We start from the raw sequence: 16,870 nt of genomic DNA on the forward strand, positions 1-16,870 counted from the left end.
CCTAGAAAAGGTGGGGGATGGGAACGGCCAGGAGAAGGATGAAGAGCACGTAGACCACAACGGTGGCAACGATGGACACCGTGACTGCGGGGCGCCAGCCCTCCTTCCCCAGGATCTTGATCCAGAAGAAAAGAAGCAGGACGGTAGGAATTTCGAATCCGACCAACGGAAGCAACGCGGCGTATGCCAGCAGGCTGCCAACGCTTAAAGCGACGGTGAGGATGCCGCCGTCGAACGCTTCGACGTCCTCGTCATGCTTGGCGCGGACCAGGGCGGTTCCGGCGGCCGTGATCATGACCAGGGATATGACCAGTGGCCAAAGCCCGGCCCCGGGGGCGCTGAGGGAGCCGATGCCAAGGCCGAAGGCGACAATCAGGCCAAATACCCCAAGGGCAAGCGGGACGAGCGCGCCGAGCGCGGCGGTCATGACTCCGCCGCGCTCAGCCTGCTCTTCTACCTCAAAGTCACTTGCTGATTCCCCGCGGTGAGCAGCGGAAGTGCTCATTTAGTGGCTCCGATGCCAAACTCCTTGGCCAGGTCAGTGAAGGTCTTGGTATCAGCTTCTACAGTGGTGTTGACGTCGGCAGGCTGGCCGTCCCACTCACCGATGAGGCTTGTCTTCAGGAATTCCTGGAACTTGTCAGAGTCCTTGGCGGTTTCCACAGACTCGGTCAGCTTGCTCACAACGTCCTGGGGTGTTTCCTTGGGGACGGCAAGCCAGCGGCGCTGCACGACTGAGATGTCGTACCCTGACTCTTTCGCGGTGGGGACATCGGGGAAGTACTCACTGCGTTCCGGGGAGAAGACTGCCAGGGGGACGAGCTTCCCGGCGTCAATCTGTGGCTTGACCTCAGCGAGCTGGGTGGCGACGGCGTCGGCGTGATTGCCCAGGACGGCCGTGACGGCAGCGGAACCGCCGTCGAACGGGACGTCGGTGGCCTTTTTGCCGGCCAGCGCGAACAGCGCAGCCTGCCCGAACTGGCCGCCGGTTCCCGCACCGGAGGTGGCGTATTTGATGTTGTCCTTTGCCAGGAGGTCGGCCAGCGAGCTGACGCCGGCGTCTTTGTTGACCACCAGAACGTACTCTTCCTCGGACACGGGGGCGACGACGGTCATCTTGTCCATGGTCAAGGCGTCCGGATCTTCAACAAAAAGCGGGGTGATGGCGAACAGGGACTCGGCTGCCAGCACGGTGCTGTAGCCGTCTGCCTTGGAGTTCAGAACCTCTTTGGTGCCGACTGCGGTGTTGGCGCCGGGCTTGTTCTCCACCACGACGGACTTGCCGAGGGGTTCCTCCAAAGAGGACGCCAATGCCCGGGAGATCAGGTCGGTGCTGCCGCCTGCACTGGAGGGAGCCGTGAGATTGACGGATTTGGTGGGGAAGTTTTCACCGCCCGCCCCGGCTCCTCCGGTTCCGGTCTGGACCCCACCGCAGCCGGTGAGAACGAGGGACAGGATGCCAAGGCCGGTGATGGCAGTAAGCGTGGGCTTCAGGGAGTTCATCGTTGAGCTTTCCTCTGTTGGGGGCCGACGGGAAGAAGGCCGTTTCGGTTCAGTTGTGTGGAAGGGTTGCTACCTGCGGGAGGGGGTTGCCCGCTAACCGCGAAGCGATTTTCGTAGCGCCTGTCTATATATGTAGACAGAAGATCGTGATGGAACTCATAATTGACTAGAAAGAACGTCTCTGTCAAGGCCGTGGGCCGGATCAAGGAAGATCTGCATGAACCAGCAACAACCGGCAATAGCCGATATGACCAGTAGTGGCGTGCGTGGAGTGAAGTCCGCCGCCCGCACCGTTGAGGTTCTTGAACTGCTGGCGGCAAGGGGCAATGAACCTGTTACGGTCCGGGAGCTCTGCGACGCATTGGAGGCGCCCCGCAGCAGTACCTATGCACTTCTTCGTACTTTGACGGACCTCGGCTGGGTGCGCAGTGATTCCACGCGTTCGCTGTACAGCATTGGCATCCGTGCCCTGTTGGCAGGTACGACGTACCTGGACACGGATCCGTTGCTGCGGGTGGTCCAGCCGCACGTGGAGCAGGTCAGCCGGCAATTGAATGAGACTGTCCATTACGGGCGCCTTGACCACACGGACATGGTGTACCTGGCCACGCACCAGTCCTCTTCCTACGCCCGGGTCCAGAACCGGGTGGGACGCCGCCTGCCCGCCTACTCGACCTCCCTGGGCAAAGCCGTCCTGGCGCAGTTCAGCGACGAGGAACTCGAGCAGCACCTGCCTCCCACCCTGGCTGCCCTGACACCTGCGACCATCACCTCCCGGGAGGACCTGCACAAGGACCTTGAAGCTACCCGGAAGCGGGGATACTCCATCGACGACGAGGAAAACACGCCGGGACTGCGCTGCTTCGGGATCCCATTGCCCATCAGGAACGACGTCGCTGATGCGCTCAGCTGTTCGGTGCCTGTTGAACGGCTCAATCCCGCCTATGAGAAAGAGATAGTTGCCGCTCTCCGCGCTACCGCGGACATCACCCTGCAGATCGTCCGCGGCCTGGGCGGGCTCCTCGCCTAATCAGCACTCCAATACCTTGAAAGTATTTTTCATGTCCAAAACGGACTTGGACGCGTATCAGCAGTAGTGCCTAAGATCACTTCAGGTCCCCGACCACCGCTGTCCCCGTAGAAAGTGATTCCGTGCCACACACCGAACTTCCCCAAGACAACCTCGCCCAGGTCATGGTCACGGGTGTCACCATCACGCCCGTCGCATTCAAGGACCCTCCGCTTCTCAACGCCGTAGGCGTACACGAGCCTTACGCGCTCCGCGCCATCATCCAGCTCCACACCGATGCCGGCATAACAGGGCTGGGGGAAACCTACGGCGACGCAGGCCACCTCGCACGGCTCCGCCTCGCAGCTGACGCCATCATCGGCGCCGATGTCTTCAACATCAACATGCTCGGAAGCAGAATTGCCCGAGCTCTCGCCGCGGACACCATCCAGGGCGGACACGGTATGAGCGGAATGGTGACAGGCTCAAGGACGGCAGACCGCGTGCTGTCTCCCTTCGACGTCGCAGCCTTGGACGTCCAAGGGAAAATCCTCAGCCGGCCCGTCAGTGACCTGCTTGGCGGTGCCGTCAGGGAAGCAATTCCTTTCAGCGGATACCTCTTCTACAAGTGGGCGGGCCACCCCGGTCAGGACGACGACTCCTGGGGCGCAGCCGTGGACCCGGAAGGAGTGGTGAAGCAGGCATCACGCATGGTGCGCGAATACGGCTTCACCGCCCTTAAGCTCAAGGGCGGCGTGTTCCACCCTGAGCAGGAAGTTGCGGCCATCCAGGCCTTACGCGACGAATTCCCCGACTTGCCGCTCCGTCTCGATCCCAACGCTGCCTGGTCGGTGCCCACGTCCATCGAAGTGGGCAAGGCCCTTGATGGGGTCCTCGAGTACCTCGAGGACCCGACCCCCGGTATAGAAGGCATGGCCGAAGTGCGCCGCAGCGTCCCGATGCCGCTGGCAACCAACATGTGCGTCGTAAGCTTTTCCGATATTCCCGCATCCGTAACTGCCGGCGCCGTGGACGTCATACTTTCGGACCACCACTTCTGGGGCGGGCTTCGCCGGTCACAGTCCCTTGCAGGCATTACGGAAACCTTCGGGCTCGGCCTCTCAATGCACTCGAACTCCCACCTGGGAATCAGCCTGGCCGCCATGGTGCATCTGGCGGCGACCACGCCGAACCTGGACTACGCCTGCGACACCCATTGGCCCTGGAAGGACGAAGACGAGGACGTCATCAGGCCGGGGGCCTTGCGCTTCGTGGACGGGGCGGTCCCCGTCCCGACCGCCCCTGGCCTCGGTATCGAGCTGGACCAGGACGGGCTCGAAAAGCTCCACCGGCAATACCTTGAATGCGGCCTTACCGGACGCGACGATACGGGCTACATGCAGCGCATCAATCCTGAGTACGTCCTCAAAAGCCCACGCTGGTAGCAGCAGGCCATGTACAAACGCAACTCGCTCCGCTTCATCTCACTGCCGGCACCCGCGCCGGTCCCGGACTGGTCCAAACTGTGCAGGAACGACCAGGTCGAGGTGCGTACTGCCGGTAGGCCAGCGATGTCCGGAACCATCGAGATGATCACCGCAAACCGCAGCGTGTTCTGGATAATCCGCAACGATGGCGCAGGCAGGACGATGGTTTGTTTCGGCGACGATGTGTCCGTCCGGAGAATTGCACCGGCCAAAGCAGCCGGAATCCGGGAGCGCGTTACAGCCTGATGGTGTTCCGGCACATGCCTCAGACGAAGTAAAGACCGCCAGTACCCCTCTGGCCCGGCTTCCTCACGTCCGACGGCGGATCTGTTCAGTGAGTGCGTCGAGGACCGGCAGCTGGCCCTTCACCAGCTTGAGGCGCGCCTCGGCCTCAGTAAACCAGCGGGCGTCGTCGATCTCCGGAAAGTGCTGGATCCGGCCTGAACCCTTGGGCCACTCCAGCGGGAAGGTGTTGCTGACGATCCTTGCCGGCTGGAAGTCCTGCTCCGCGGTGAAAACCGTGATGATCTTGGCGGACGGCTGCCGGAACTGTCCGAGCTGCCGGTAGTCCGCGGGCGGGGCAGGGGAGCCCATCTCTTCGGCAAACTCCCGCAGGGCAGCCGCCAGTGGATCCTCGTCCCGGCCATATTCACCCTTAGGGATGGACCAGGCATGGGCGTCCTTGCGCGCCCAAAACGGTCCGCCCATGTGGGCTATCCAGACTTTCAGACCGCCCGGGTCTGTCCTCCTGTACAGCAAAATCCCTGCGCTGAAAACCGGCACCTGTCCTCCACCTGCTGAAGATTTCAAAACGATTGGAAACGGTCCTTCAACGTTAACCTGCAGTTCACGGCGCTGCTTTAGGTTATTCCTCTAGGCACTCTGCTCGAAGGGACCCCGTCATGGCCAACATAGCCGAGGTTTTGGGACGGCTCACGCCGGATGAACTGGATGAACTCCGCACCCTCGGGCCGCAGGGACACCTGCCGCGATACATGGTTGACGCCTTGGACCGTGCCGCCGGCGGACCCGGTGCTGGCCGCGGCTACTACGTTCCAACCGGAAACGTCAGCGCTACCGGCGGCCCGCTCCTGGTGCTGCGCAGCGACGTATCCGGCTGGCTTTTCAACACCCACAGCGACGACCCGGACCCCTTGCCGGAGCACTGCTAGCCTGACCATCCGGCGCTAGCCGATCAACAGGCTCAGGGCCTCCGTCAAGTGCTCCACTTCGCGGACAGAGAAACCGGCCGGCACCGGACCCGGCCCGGCGTGGCTGGCGGGCACAACGGCGTGGGTGAACCCCAGCCGGTGGGCTTCCTGGATGCGCTGGTTGATGCCGGGGACAGGCCGGACCTCGCCCGCGAGGCCTACCTCGCCGAAAGCGATCAGCCGAATGGGCAGAGGTTTGCGGGCCTTTGCCGAAGCCACCGCAAGGGCAACAGCCAGGTCCGTCGCCGGCTCACTCAGCTTGACGCCCCCCACCGTGGCCACGTACGAATCGTCCTTGTGCAGCAGGGTGCCGGCACGCTGCTGCAGGACAGCCAGCAGCATGGAGACTCGGGAGCTGTCCAGGCCGCTGGTGGCCCGCCGCGGCTGCGAGTTGGGGCTTTCGGCGAGCAGTGACTGCACCTCGGCCAGCAGGGGCCGCCGGCCTTCCATGGTCACTGTAATGCAGGTGCCGGAGACCGGCTCCTTGGTGCGGCTGACAAACAGCCCGCTGGGATCGGCGAGACCTTCGATGCCGTTTTCGTTCAGGTCGAAGCAGCCGACGTCGTCCGTTGGTCCGTAGCGGTTCTTGACGGCACGGAGCAGCCGAAGCCGGGAGTGGCGTTCGCCCTCGAACTGGCACACCACGTCCACCAGGTGCTCCAGCAGCCGCGGCCCGGCGATGGAGCCGTCTTTGGTCACGTGGCCCACCAGCAGGGTGGTCATGTTCCTCCGCTTGGCCGCGGCAATGATGGACGCGGCAACTTCACGGACCTGCGAAACACCGCCGGCGCTGCCGTCCACATCGGCACTGCTGAGGGTCTGCACGGAGTCCACAATCAGGAGGCGGGGCTCGATCTTCTCGACCTGACCCAGCGCCTGGCCCAGATCCGTCTCAGCGGAAAGGTACAGCGATTCAGCCACGGCGTCGATCCGCTCGGCACGGAGCTTCACCTGGGCCGCCGATTCCTCCCCGGTCACGTACAGCACGTCCTGCGCCGTCCGGGCAAACTTCGCAGCGACATCAAGCAGCAGCGTTGACTTGCCCACGCCAGGCTCACCAGCGAGCAGGATGACAGCGCCCGGTACCAGCCCGCCGCCCAATACCCGGTCCAGCTCGTCCACGCCGGTGGGCAGGAACGCGGCGGTGGTTGCGTCCACCTCGGCAATCCGGCGGGCGGGCTCCGCAACTGTTGCCGCCGCCGTGGTACGTGCAACGGCGGTGCCGGCTTCCTCGACGGTGCCCCATGCCTGGCACTCGCCGCACCGGCCGACCCATTTGACGGTGGTCCAGCCGCACTCGGCGCATTTGTAGGCGGGCGCTTTGGACGCCCGGGAAGTCTTTGTTGCCATGGGATCAACCCTAGTGGCGGGCCCTGACATCCCTTGGCCACCCCGGAGGGGAGGGAGACCGCCGCTGCCCATTGGAAAAATCGGGACCACGTAAAATAAAGCCCGCGGTACCCGATTATTGAGATGGGAAAGAAAATGGCCGAAATTCTAGTGGACCTGATTGAGGGCAAGGACGCCGAACGGGTGACGCAGATTCCCACGTCACTGGTGATCCGCGAGTCGGCGTGATGGATGCCACCGGGCCCGGCGCCAACACGGACACTAACCGCTCCCTTCGCTGGGGTGTTGTGGCAACAGGACGGATCGCGCACAAGGTCACCCGCGACCTTGCCTTCCTCGAGGACGCCGAGCTTTATGCCGTGAGCTCGCGCAGCAAAGCCTCGGCGGAGGCATTCGCGGAGGAGTACGGCTTTGCCGCCAGCTACCACGACGGCCCCTCCGGATCCGGATACAGGCAGCTCTTCGCGGACCCCAAGGTAGACGTGGTGTATGTCGCCACGCCGCACGCGCAGCACTTCGAGGTTGCCCGCGCAGCCCTCGAAGCCGGGAAGCACGTCCTGTGCGAGAAGCCCTTCACCATCAACGCCCGGGAGGCCCGTGAGCTGGTCCGCTTGGCGGGTGAACGGGGGCTTTTCCTGATGGAGGCGGTGTGGACGCGTTTCCTGCCCGTCATGCGCCGGACCCTGGAACTGATCGGCAGCGGGGAGATCGGCAGGGTCTGCTGGCTCCAGGCCGACCTTGGCTTTCCGGCTGCCTATGACCCCCGGGACAGGCTCTGGGATCCGGCGGCCGGCGGCGGTGCACTGCTGGACCTCGCGGTCTACCCGTTGACCTGGGCCATCGCGGCGCTGGGGTTCCCGGAGAAGCTGACGGCGAGGGGCCACCTGAACCAGGACGGCGTGGACGTCCAGAACACCATCGCCCTTGAGTACCCGAAAGGAGCTTCCGCGCAGCTGACCTCCTCGATTCAGGCCGCCGGGCCGGGAATGGTCACCATCAGCGGAATCGCAGGCTGGATCAGGACCGGTTCACCGCTGTACAACCCGCGGATGCTCGAAGTATGCGGCCTGAACGGCGAAATCCGGGCAGAGGAGTTCCCCGAGCAAACCGAGGGTTTCATCCACGAACTGCGCGAGACGGCACGCTGCATCCGGGCCGGCCTGCAGGAGAGCCCGTTGATGCCCTGGAGCAAAACGGTAAAGGTGATGGAGCTGCTGGACGAGGCCCGTGAGCAGCTCGGCCTGCGGTACGCGAACGACTCCAGCCCGGGCGTTTCCTAAAGCGCGGGCAGCACGTCCCTGGCCTCGCGCGCGTCCATGCCGGTGGCCTCCAGCAGGTCCACCATCAGCGGCCGGTACAGCATCACCACCGTTTCCCCTTCCAGCCTCTGCACCTCCAGCAGCTTGGGGTGCAGGCGCAGGGCAATCTCGCTCAGGTCCCGGCGGGCCGTCCGCAGGTGGGCGCGGCGGACGCCGTCGTGCGTTTCCGCCAAGCCCAGCGACAGCTCGTCAATGGCGGCAGCGGTCTCCTGCAGCACCTCCGCGATGTTCTCCGTCGCCTCGTCCGAAAGCGCGGCATGGTTGATGGCGCTGGTAAGGCGCCGCGCGAAAACCCGGCTGTTCCTAAGTGCCAGGTCAATGAAATCCAGCGACTGTTTGAGCCGGTCCAGTTCTTCCCGGTGCCGTCTGTAGGCGGGGGCCAGGGTGGCCACCTCGCCGGACGCGCGGAGTGACTGGCGCATCCCGTCCACCAACGGCTGGCAGTTCCGGCCCCTGATAAGTGCGTGCCAGGCCTGGGTGGAATCACTCCGGACGAGCGCCTCCCCGCACTCACGCAGCACCTCGGCCAGCTCGTGCAGCAGCTTCTGGACGTCTTTCCGCGGCTCCCGCCGTGGGTCCTTGGGGATGAGGATGGTGACGAGCAGTGCGCAGAGGCCGCCCACCACGGCGTCTATGCTCCTCGTGAACGGCCCGCCGGCCGGTGCGGGCAGCAGGACCACCAGCAGCGACTGCAGCCCCAGTTGGGTGGTGAAGATCGTGCCGCTGTCCAGGAAGCGGGCCAGCAGGATGGAGAAAAGAAGGACGACGGCGGCCTGCCAGATACCGCCGCCCAGCCAGTGCAGGAGGAGGTCACCCACGGCTATGCCAATGGTGCAGCCAAGTCCCACCTCCACCACCCGCCGCAGCCGCGGCTCCCGGGAAAAGCCAAGGGCAATCAGAGAGGACGTGGCTGCGAACAGGGGCCCGGAATGGCCCAGTACATACTCGGCAAAGGCATAGGCACCCACAGCGCAGACGGTCATCTGGATGGCAGGCACCAGCGAGTTCCGGCTGCGGATCAGGCCGGTGCGGATACGGCCGCGCAGGAAACGCCTGCCTGCTGAGAGTCCTGCTGCTGGGGCCATGCCGTCCAGTCTATTTGTTGCCCGGACCTTGACAGCCTCCGCACTACGGCCGGACCTGTGATCTGCGCAATGGGAACCCGGCACTTGTAAGCCGATATCCCGCCGCCGTTAATGTTCCGTTCACTTTGGACAGCCAATCCTGTTACCTGCGGCCCCTAACTTCGATGAAGGTACAAAACGTACGCATCGCGCTGCAGGGCGTCTCCGGCCCTGCCCGCAATTGAGACCCTGGAAGGGGTACATTCAGTGAAGGCACTCCGCTTCGGCCGCCACGCGGCTATCGCTGTTATCGCAGCCGGCGCTCTCGCGCTCACCTCCTGCGGTTCAGACAACGCCACGGGCACCGCGCCCGCCGGCGGCCAGACGTCCGCCGGCCCCAAGGTAACCGGCACCCTCACCGGCATCGGCGCTTCCTCCACCGGTGCAGCCATAGACGCATGGAAGGCCGGTTTCGCGTCCGCTAACCAGGGCGCCACCGTGCAGTACTCCCCGGACGGCTCCGGCGCAGGCCGCAAGGCCATCGTTGACGGCTCGGCACAGTTCGCCGGTTCGGACGCCTACCTCAAGGACGAAGAGTTTGAGAGCTCCAAGGCCGTCTGCGGTCCCGACGGAGCCATCAACATCCCCGTCTACATTTCCCCGATCGCCGTGGCTTTCAACCTTCCCGGCATCACCGAGCTGAAGCTCGACGCCGCTACCGTGGCCAAGATCTTCCGGGGCGAAATCGCCAACTGGAACGATCCCGCCATCGCCGCCCTGAACGAGGGCGTGGAGCTCCCGGACCTCAAGGTCACCCCGGTGAACCGTTCGGATGACTCCGGCACCACCACCAACTTCACCGACTACCTGGCTTCCGCAGCTCCTGAGGTCTGGACCGACAAGTCCGCAGGCGTCTGGCCCGCAACCCTGCAGGGCGAGAACGCCAAGGGCACCTCCGGTGTGGTCAAGACCGTTACCGACACCCCCGGTGCCGTAACGTACGCTGACGACTCCGCTGTTGGCGGCGCCCTCGGCACCGCCTCCATCAAGGTAGGCGAGGAATACGTCAAGATCTCCGCCGAAGCAGCTGCCAAGGCAGTCGAGGCCGGCAGCCCGGTTGAAGGCCGCTCCGCCAACGACGTGGCCATCAAGCTGGACCGCAAGACCACCGCCGCCGGTGCCTACCCGGTGGTCCTCGTTTCCTACCACGTGGTCTGCAGCGCCTACGACAAGCAGGAAACTGTTGACCTGGTCAAGGCCTTTGAAAACTACGTAGTCTCCGAGGAAGGCCAGCAGGCCGCCGCGGATTCCGCCAAGTCCGCACCGCTCTCCCCGGCCCTGGCCGAGAAGGCCGCCGCGGCTGTCGAGTCCATCAAGGTCAAGTCCTAATCACCGCTCTGAATCCGGGTTCCCCGCCTGCCGAGAGGCAGTGCGGGGAACTTGGTTTTAGTCGCCGCCTTCCCCTCCCAGCAATCGATCGAAGGGCCGTCGAATGACCGCCACCTCCCTGACCAGCACCCGGGGCGCCGGCCGCGCCGGGGACAAAATCTTTTCGAGTGCCGCGCTGGCCGCCGGCTGCCTTATTCTCGCCGTCCTTTTCGGCGTCGCACTCTTCCTGGTGGTCCAGGCGATTCCGGCGCTGACCGCGCCGGCTGCCGAGATCCAGGGCGGCGAAGGCTTCTTCGCCTACATCTGGCCCATCGTAATCGGCACCCTTATTGCAGCCGTGATCGCACTGGTGATCGCCACGCCCGTTGCCATCGGCGTCGCGCTGTTCATTTCACACTTCGCTCCGCGCGGCCTCGCATCCGGGCTGGGCTACGTTGTTGACCTGCTGGCTGCCATCCCGTCCGTGGTCTATGGCGCCTGGGGTGCCGCGTTCCTGGCCAAGGAGATCTCCCCGGCCTACAACTGGCTCGCGGCCAACATGGGTTGGCTGCCCATCTTCCAGGGCCCGGCCTCAGCCACCGGCAAGACCATCCTCACGGCCGGCATCGTCCTTTCGGTCATGGTGCTGCCCATCATCACGTCGCTCTCCCGCGAGATATTCCTCCAGACCCCCAAACTGCATGAGGAAGCCGCGCTCGCCCTTGGAGCCACGCGGTGGGAAATGATCAAGATGTCCGTCCTGCCGTTCGCCCGCCCGGGCATCATCAGCGCCGTCATGCTGGGTCTTGGCCGTGCCCTCGGGGAAACCATGGCCGTAGCACTGGTCCTGTCCTCCGGAGCGTTGACCGCCAGCCTCATCCAGTCAGGCAACCAGACCATCGCGGCGGAGATTGCACTGAATTTCCCGGAAGCAAGCGGGCTAAAGGTCAGCACACTGATCGCCGCCGGCCTGGTCCTGTTCGTCATCACCCTGGCCGTGAACATGATCGCGCGCTGGATCATCACCCGGCACAAAGAATTCTCGGGAGCCAACTAAATGACCTCCACGCTTACCCCCGTTCGCAGCAAGCGCTCGGCGCTCACCAAGGGCCAGCTGCCCAAGTACGCGCCCTACGTGGTCCTGGCCGGCGCGCTTATTTTTGGCGCCGCCATCCTCGCCCTGGTGGGCTTCAACGTGTTCGGCTGGGGCATTGTCTCCGCGCTCCTTTTCGCCATCGGCCTGGTGTCCTGGAGCGCGGTTGTTGAGGGTTCCCGCAAGGCAAAGGACAAACTGGCCACCTGCCTCGTAGTGGGTTCCTTCCTCGTGGCCCTGCTTCCGCTCTTATCGGTGATCTGGACCGTGCTGGTCAACGGTGTACCCGGGCTTCTTACTCCCGGATTCCTTACCAACTCCATGAACGGCGTCACGGGCGTTTTCGACAACCGGGCCGCGGAAGAAGGTGCCCCCGTGCTGGGCGGCATCTACCACGCGCTCCTGGGTACTATCCAGATCACGCTGCTGGCCACCATCATCTCGGTGCCGGTGGGCCTGCTGACCGCCATCTACCTCGTGGAGTACGGCAGCGACGGCCGGCTGGCCCGCGCCATCACCTTCTTCGTGGACGTGATGACCGGCATCCCCTCCATCGTGGCCGGACTCTTCGCCGCGGCCTTCTTCTTCGCCGTGGTGGGTCCCGGCACTAAAACCGGTGCAGTGGCCGCCGTCGCGCTTTCCGTGCTGATGATCCCCGTGGTGGTGCGGTCAAGCGAGGAGATGCTGAAGATCGTTCCCAACGAACTCCGTGAAGCGGCGTACGCCCTGGGCGTGCGCAAGTGGCGGACCATCGTCAAGGTGGTCATCCCGACGGCGATATCCGGCATCGCGTCCGGCGTCACCTTGGCGATCGCCCGCGTTATCGGCGAGACGGCCCCCATCCTGGTCACGGCAGGCTTCGCCACCAGCATCAACTCCAACGTGTTCAGCGGCTGGATGGCCTCGTTGCCCACATTCATCTACACCCAGATCCTGAACCCCACCTCGCCGGCCAACCCGGACCCGTCGTCTCAGCGGGCCTGGGGTGCCGCCCTGGTGCTGATCATCCTGGTGATGATCCTCAACCTTGGCGCCCGGCTGATCGCCAGGATCTTCGCCCCCAAAACAGGCCGCTGAGCGCCTGCTCCTTCCGGTCACACGGCCCGGATCATAAACTTCAATTCATACCCAGTCAGTGAAGGAACACCATGTCTAAGCGCATCGACGTCAAGGACCTGAACGTGTACTACGGCGATTTCCTCGCGGTGGAAGACGTCACCATCAACATCGAGGCCAAATCCGTTACCGCGTTCATCGGTCCGTCCGGCTGCGGTAAGTCCACCTTCCTGCGGACCCTGAACCGCATGCACGAGGTGCTTCCGGGCGCCCGGGTGGAGGGCGACGTCTTGCTCGACGGCGACAACCTGTACGGCCCCGGCGTGGACCCCGTGACCGTCCGCTCACAGATCGGCATGGTTTTCCAGCGGCCCAACCCGTTCCCCACCATGTCCATCCGTGACAACGTGCTGGCCGGCGTCAAGCTGAACAACAAAAAGATTTCCAAGGGCGAGGCCGACGTCCTGGTGGAACGCTCGCTGAAGGGCGCCAACCTTTGGAACGAGGTCAAGGACCGCCTGGACAAGCCCGGGTCAGGCCTCTCCGGCGGCCAGCAGCAGAGGCTCTGCATCGCGCGGGCCATTGCTGTGGAACCTCAGGTGATACTGATGGACGAGCCCTGCTCCGCGCTGGATCCCATCTCCACCCTGGCCATTGAGGACCTGATCAACGAGCTCAAGGACCAATACACCGTGGTGATCGTGACCCACAACATGCAGCAGGCAGCCCGCGTCTCGGACCGGACCGCCTTCTTCAACATCGCGGGCACCGGCAAGCCGGGCAAGCTTATCGAGGTGGACGACACCCACACCATATTCAGCAACCCTGGCCAGAAGGCAACCGAGGACTACGTCTCGGGCCGGTTCGGATAATCCCCAGCCGCGCCCCAGGCTCGCACGCTCGCCCGGGGACCCCGGCGGCCGTGGGCCCAGAGCCGGCTGCACCAGGCTCGCACGCTCGCCCGGGGACCCCGGCGGCTGTGGGCCCAGAGCCGGCTGCACCAGGCTCGCACGCTCGCCCGGGGACCCCTGCGGCCGTGGCCCCACAGCCGGCTGAACCAGGCGGCTACTCCGGGACTTCCAGCTGGAAGCCGCACCGGCAGCGCAGGACCCTGGTGGGAAGCGAGACGGCGCTGAGTCCGCCACTGCTGTTGCTGGTGCGGTAGCAAAGGCGTTCTATTTCGAACTCGGCTTCCTCCATGGGGAAACCGCAGTGGACGTACTCGTCACCGAACATGATCACCTTGGCCATCCAGCGCACCTGGTGCAGCGCCGCGGCCACGTCCTCTGCGTACGCAAGGTGTTCGTGGAACCTGTGGCAGTCATTGCAGGTGTAGGACACCGAAACCAGGTCGCCATTGGCCGCTCCCATCGCCATGATGGCATGGATGGTCAGATGATGTTCCGTCCCGCAGATCTCGCATTCCATGTGCCGGGGCTGGGGCAGGGAATGCCGGGGATTCGAGTTAGACATGATGCCTGCTCTTTTCCGCGCTGTGCATCCGGGCCGCCGATATGCTGCAGCAGCGTTAATCCGCGGCCCTGCACCCGGCGGCGGATGTCAGCCCCGGCAGCAGCGCTTGGGGGCGTACTTTCGAATTTACGTCACACGGGTCTGCCTGTACAGGGCAGGAGGGGTTCCCCCCTCCCCGAGGACAGCATGGGTCCCTGCCCGGCAGCCGCTTCGGCCCGTGGTGCCCTCTGCAGCCTGAAGGGTGGGTTTTACTCAGCCGGCCAAGGGGGACAGCGCCAGGGCCAGGACAAACGCCAATGCCGCAGTGGCGGCCGGCGTCAGGATCCACAGTGCCACAATGCGGATCACCAGCTTCCGGTTGGTCACCGAAAAGTTCTGGTTTTCGCCCGCTCCCAGCACGGCAGAAGTTACTGTATGCGTGGTGGAAAGCGGCCACTGCAGGCCGATGGCACCCACAAACAGCATGAGGGCGCTGAAGATCTGAGCCACGGAGCCACGGAGCGGGTCGATCTTGGTGATTTTGTAGCCGATCGTATGGGAGATCCTCCACCCCCCGTAAAGGGTGCCGGCGGTGATCATTACCGCGGTAAGCAGCGCCACCCACGCAGGGATAGTGCCGCCGTCGGAATAGCCTGCTGCCAGCAGGGCGAGGATCAGGACGGCGCTGATCCGCTGGCCGTCCTGCAGGCCGTGGCCAAACGCCACCGCCCCGGCAGCTATGGACTGGCTCCGGCGGAACCGTTGGTTGACCACGTTGGGCTGGGTGTAGCGGGCGGCCCAGGTAGCCGGGTAAACCAGCATGAAGGCGCCGCTGTAGGCCACCAGCGGCGACAGCAGCAGCGGAAGTACCACCTGGAACAGCAGTGAATGGTCCACCCCGCCTACCCCGGTGCCACCCAGTGCGAGGCTGGCGAGCCCGGCCCCGGCAAGGCCACCCACCAGGGCGTGCGTGGACGAGGCAGGTATGCCCCGCCACCACAGCAGGATGCCCCACGCGGTGGCGCTGCCCAGGCCGGCGAGCAGGATGCTGAGGCCGTCCGTCCCTTCGGGCAGGTGGATCCACGTCTGGCTGACCGCCACAGCCAGGAGCGCGCTGAGCAGGGCGCCGAGGAAGTTGAAGAAGGCGGCCAGCAATACCGCCACGCTGGGTGTAAGGGCACGGGTCCGGACGGCAAGCGCCACCGAGGTGGAGACGTCGCGGAAGCCGTTGACGAACGCGAACACGGCTGCCAGCAGGACCACCGCGCCGAAGACGACTGCCGTCACCTCAGGATTCCTTGACGATGATGCTGCCTACCTGGGTGGCGATGCGCCGCATGTCCTTGGTGACTTCCACCAGCTGGTTGGCGACATCACGGTTCCGTGAGTACTGCGCCCACTTCATGTCCCTGATCATGTCCGCCACCCAGACCCGGTGCGTCCGCTCAGCACGTTTGGCCAGGCGAAGGATTTCAATCCAGTAATCCTCCAGGTCATCCAGGTTGTCGAGCCGGCGCATAGCGTCAACGGTGAGCTCGGCCTGCCGGCTGATGATTTCCAGCTGGTCCGCTGCCCGTTTTGGCAGCCGCTCCAGGCGGTACAGCGCCACGAGTTCCGCCGCAGCGTCCAGTTTCTCGATGGCCTCGTTGAGGTAGCGGGACAGAGCATACATGTCTTCGCGGGGGAGGGGGTTCACGAAGCTGGTGCGCATGTGGGTCAGAAGGGCGAAGTGCAGTTCAGCGGATTTGGCCTCGTGGTTGTGCATGTCCTCCACGAGCTTGCCGTGCTCGGCTGCGGGCACACCGAGGATTTCGGCCAGGGTGGCACTGGCCAGCACAATTTGCTGCGCCATCTGCGATAAAAGGTTCAGCCCGGCGGGCTCCTGGGGAAAAAGGCGCAGCTTCACAGTTACCGGTCTCCGGGATAAGAACAGGGCGGGAATTGCCTGCCGTGTGACTTGACCCCGGCGCGCAACTGTCGCTAACTCTACCGGCCCGTAACTGCACCTTCGAAACGGGAGGACGGTAGCTGGGCAGCAAGCAAACGGGCAAACAGTAATTGGGCAGAAAAATGGTGCCGAACCGGATACGCCTCTCGGCGGTAGGCCGCTCTAGGCGGCTGAATGTTGAAGCCCGGGGGTTTCGCGGCTCGGCACCAGTTTCAGTGTTCTACGTTGGTTGGCCCAAGTCAACATTGACAGATCCGGGCTCCTGGGCCATGCGGTTCGCTCAATCCAGCTCACCGAGGCGCCACGCGTTGGCTGCGTGCTCCAGGTCCTCGGCGGTCTTCACCAGCTGGTGGGAGTTGCGGGTGAGTTTGCTCGCGTGCGCCTCATTGCCGTGCTCGGCGCCGTCGGCGAGGGTGGCCTGGCCGAGCGCCACCACCCGGCAGAATGCGGCGGAACGCTCCAATGCGACGTCGAACTCGCCGTCGAACGCTCCCGAAAGGATGGCGTCCGCCATCGCCTTCATCTCATCAGCGCCGGGAGGCTCGGCGGCCCCGGCCACCACATTGGAGACCTGCGCCGTGTCTTTGCCCGCGCGGAAGTAGACCGAAATTCGTTCGGGATCCTGGACCGTGGCCGCACGCAGGGCGTACAACCGCCACAGCGCTCCGGGAAGTGAACGGGCCGGGCTCTCGGCCCACATCTCTGCGATGGCCTCCAGGCCCTGCTCGTCCGCAAGCTTGACGAGCCGCTCGGTCACTACGGGGTCGTCGCTGTCCCGCCCGTGGCGGACCAGCGCCTGGGCAGCGAGGTGGGCGGCTTCGGACACGCGGGCGGGATCGGCGCCGCCGGCAAACGGTTCGAAGTCGACGGGCGCGAAAGGCTTCGGCTTGTGGTGCCGGTTGGCGCCGCCGTAATGACTGGAACCTGTTTGCTCGCTCATGCCCCCAACGCTACTCCTGTGCCCTGCGCTAAATCGAGCATCAGGAATTGCTGCCGGGCCTCTAAGGCAG

Annotated in this window: 18 protein-coding genes; 9 read left to right on the plus strand and 9 right to left on the minus strand. The window is 64.6% G+C overall.

Features of this window, described 5'->3' with window-relative positions; genetic code table 11:
* Window position 1: 1 nt before the first annotated feature.
* A complete protein-coding gene (locus tag AC5RVN_RS14645; protein ID WP_494138403.1) occupies window positions 2–505 on the minus strand; it encodes a tripartite tricarboxylate transporter TctB family protein in 504 nt (167 codons plus the stop codon).
* Entirely contained in the window at window positions 502–1,503 is a 1,002-nt protein-coding gene (locus AC5RVN_RS14650; protein ID WP_494138404.1) for a tripartite tricarboxylate transporter substrate binding protein, read from the minus strand. The genes AC5RVN_RS14645 and AC5RVN_RS14650 overlap by 4 nt, the downstream gene beginning before the upstream one ends.
* Window positions 1,504–1,720: 217 nt before the next feature.
* On the opposite strand from AC5RVN_RS14650, the gene AC5RVN_RS14655 reads away from it, so the two are divergent.
* The 3 genes from AC5RVN_RS14655 (at window position 1,721) to AC5RVN_RS14665 (ending at window position 4,245) form a co-directional block, all read left to right on the plus strand.
* Window positions 1,721–2,533 carry an IclR family transcriptional regulator gene (locus AC5RVN_RS14655; protein ID WP_494138405.1) on the plus strand — a complete coding sequence of 271 codons (813 nt, stop codon included), beginning with the start codon at window positions 1,721–1,723 and terminating at the stop codon, window positions 2,531–2,533.
* Window positions 2,534–2,697: 164 nt separating this feature from the next.
* Window positions 2,698–3,957: a glucarate dehydratase family protein gene (locus tag AC5RVN_RS14660; protein ID WP_494138442.1), complete on the plus strand. Its 1,260-nt coding sequence runs from the start codon at window positions 2,698–2,700 to the stop codon at window positions 3,955–3,957.
* A gap of 9 nt (window positions 3,958–3,966) precedes the next feature.
* Window positions 3,967–4,245 (plus strand): hypothetical protein, encoded by a 279-nt coding sequence (locus AC5RVN_RS14665; protein ID WP_494138406.1) that lies wholly within the window; start codon window positions 3,967–3,969, stop codon window positions 4,243–4,245.
* Between the two features lie 63 nt (window positions 4,246–4,308).
* On the opposite strand, the gene AC5RVN_RS14670 is transcribed toward AC5RVN_RS14665, so the two are convergent.
* On the minus strand, window positions 4,309–4,782 hold the full coding sequence (locus tag AC5RVN_RS14670) for an NUDIX hydrolase (protein ID WP_494138407.1): 474 nt from the start codon (window positions 4,780–4,782) through the stop codon (window positions 4,309–4,311).
* Between the two features lie 119 nt (window positions 4,783–4,901).
* On the opposite strand from AC5RVN_RS14670, the gene AC5RVN_RS14675 reads away from it, so the two are divergent.
* On the plus strand, window positions 4,902–5,171 hold the full coding sequence (locus AC5RVN_RS14675) for a hypothetical protein (RefSeq protein ID WP_494138408.1): 270 nt from the start codon (window positions 4,902–4,904) through the stop codon (window positions 5,169–5,171).
* Window positions 5,172–5,186: 15 nt separating this feature from the next.
* Here the strand turns inward: AC5RVN_RS14675 and radA are convergent, their stop codons facing one another.
* Entirely contained in the window at window positions 5,187–6,560 is a 1,374-nt protein-coding gene (gene radA, locus AC5RVN_RS14680) for a DNA repair protein RadA (RefSeq protein ID WP_494105765.1), read from the minus strand.
* A 227-nt stretch (window positions 6,561–6,787) separates the two neighbouring features.
* Here radA and AC5RVN_RS14685 point away from each other — a divergent pair, with 227 nt between their 5' ends.
* Complete coding sequence (locus AC5RVN_RS14685; RefSeq protein WP_494138409.1) at window positions 6,788–7,840, plus strand: Gfo/Idh/MocA family protein; 1,053 nt, start codon at window positions 6,788–6,790, stop codon at window positions 7,838–7,840.
* On the opposite strand, the gene AC5RVN_RS14690 is transcribed toward AC5RVN_RS14685, so the two are convergent.
* Window positions 7,837–8,964: an FUSC family protein gene (locus AC5RVN_RS14690; protein ID WP_494040456.1), complete on the minus strand. Its 1,128-nt coding sequence runs from the start codon at window positions 8,962–8,964 to the stop codon at window positions 7,837–7,839. The genes AC5RVN_RS14685 and AC5RVN_RS14690 overlap by 4 nt on opposite strands.
* Window positions 8,965–9,210: 246 nt before the next feature.
* Here AC5RVN_RS14690 and pstS point away from each other — a divergent pair, with 246 nt between their 5' ends.
* The 4 genes from pstS (at window position 9,211) to pstB (ending at window position 13,332) form a co-directional block, all read left to right on the plus strand.
* Window positions 9,211–10,332, plus strand: a complete 1,122-nt coding sequence (gene pstS / locus AC5RVN_RS14695) for a phosphate ABC transporter substrate-binding protein PstS (protein WP_494138410.1) — start codon at window positions 9,211–9,213, stop codon at window positions 10,330–10,332.
* Window positions 10,333–10,435: 103 nt separating this feature from the next.
* Complete coding sequence (pstC, locus tag AC5RVN_RS14700) at window positions 10,436–11,368, plus strand: phosphate ABC transporter permease subunit PstC (protein WP_494040458.1); 933 nt, start codon at window positions 10,436–10,438, stop codon at window positions 11,366–11,368.
* Window positions 11,369–12,481 carry a phosphate ABC transporter permease PstA gene (pstA, locus tag AC5RVN_RS14705; protein ID WP_494040459.1) on the plus strand — a complete coding sequence of 371 codons (1,113 nt, stop codon included), beginning with the start codon at window positions 11,369–11,371 and terminating at the stop codon, window positions 12,479–12,481.
* Between the two features lie 71 nt (window positions 12,482–12,552).
* Window positions 12,553–13,332, plus strand: coding sequence for a phosphate ABC transporter ATP-binding protein PstB (gene pstB, locus AC5RVN_RS14710; RefSeq protein WP_494040460.1), 780 nt, complete (start codon window positions 12,553–12,555; stop codon window positions 13,330–13,332).
* 193 nt (window positions 13,333–13,525) lie between these two features.
* On the opposite strand, the gene AC5RVN_RS14715 is transcribed toward pstB, so the two are convergent.
* The 4 genes from AC5RVN_RS14715 to AC5RVN_RS14730 form a co-directional block, all read right to left on the minus strand.
* Entirely contained in the window at window positions 13,526–13,933 is a 408-nt protein-coding gene (locus AC5RVN_RS14715) for a hypothetical protein (RefSeq protein ID WP_494138411.1), read from the minus strand.
* Between the two features lie 252 nt (window positions 13,934–14,185).
* Window positions 14,186–15,199: an inorganic phosphate transporter gene (locus AC5RVN_RS14720; protein ID WP_494138412.1), complete on the minus strand. Its 1,014-nt coding sequence runs from the start codon at window positions 15,197–15,199 to the stop codon at window positions 14,186–14,188.
* Window position 15,200: 1 nt separating this feature from the next.
* The gene (locus tag AC5RVN_RS14725; RefSeq protein ID WP_494040463.1) at window positions 15,201–15,818 is read right to left on the minus strand and encodes a nuclease PIN; all 618 of its coding nucleotides are present in this window, start codon (window positions 15,816–15,818) and stop codon (window positions 15,201–15,203) included.
* Between the two features lie 322 nt (window positions 15,819–16,140).
* The gene (locus AC5RVN_RS14730) at window positions 16,141–16,800 is read right to left on the minus strand and encodes a hypothetical protein (protein WP_387548135.1); all 660 of its coding nucleotides are present in this window, start codon (window positions 16,798–16,800) and stop codon (window positions 16,141–16,143) included.
* Window positions 16,801–16,870: the final 70 nt, after the last annotated feature.

This window comes from Arthrobacter sp. sptzw32, from assembly GCF_059089735.1.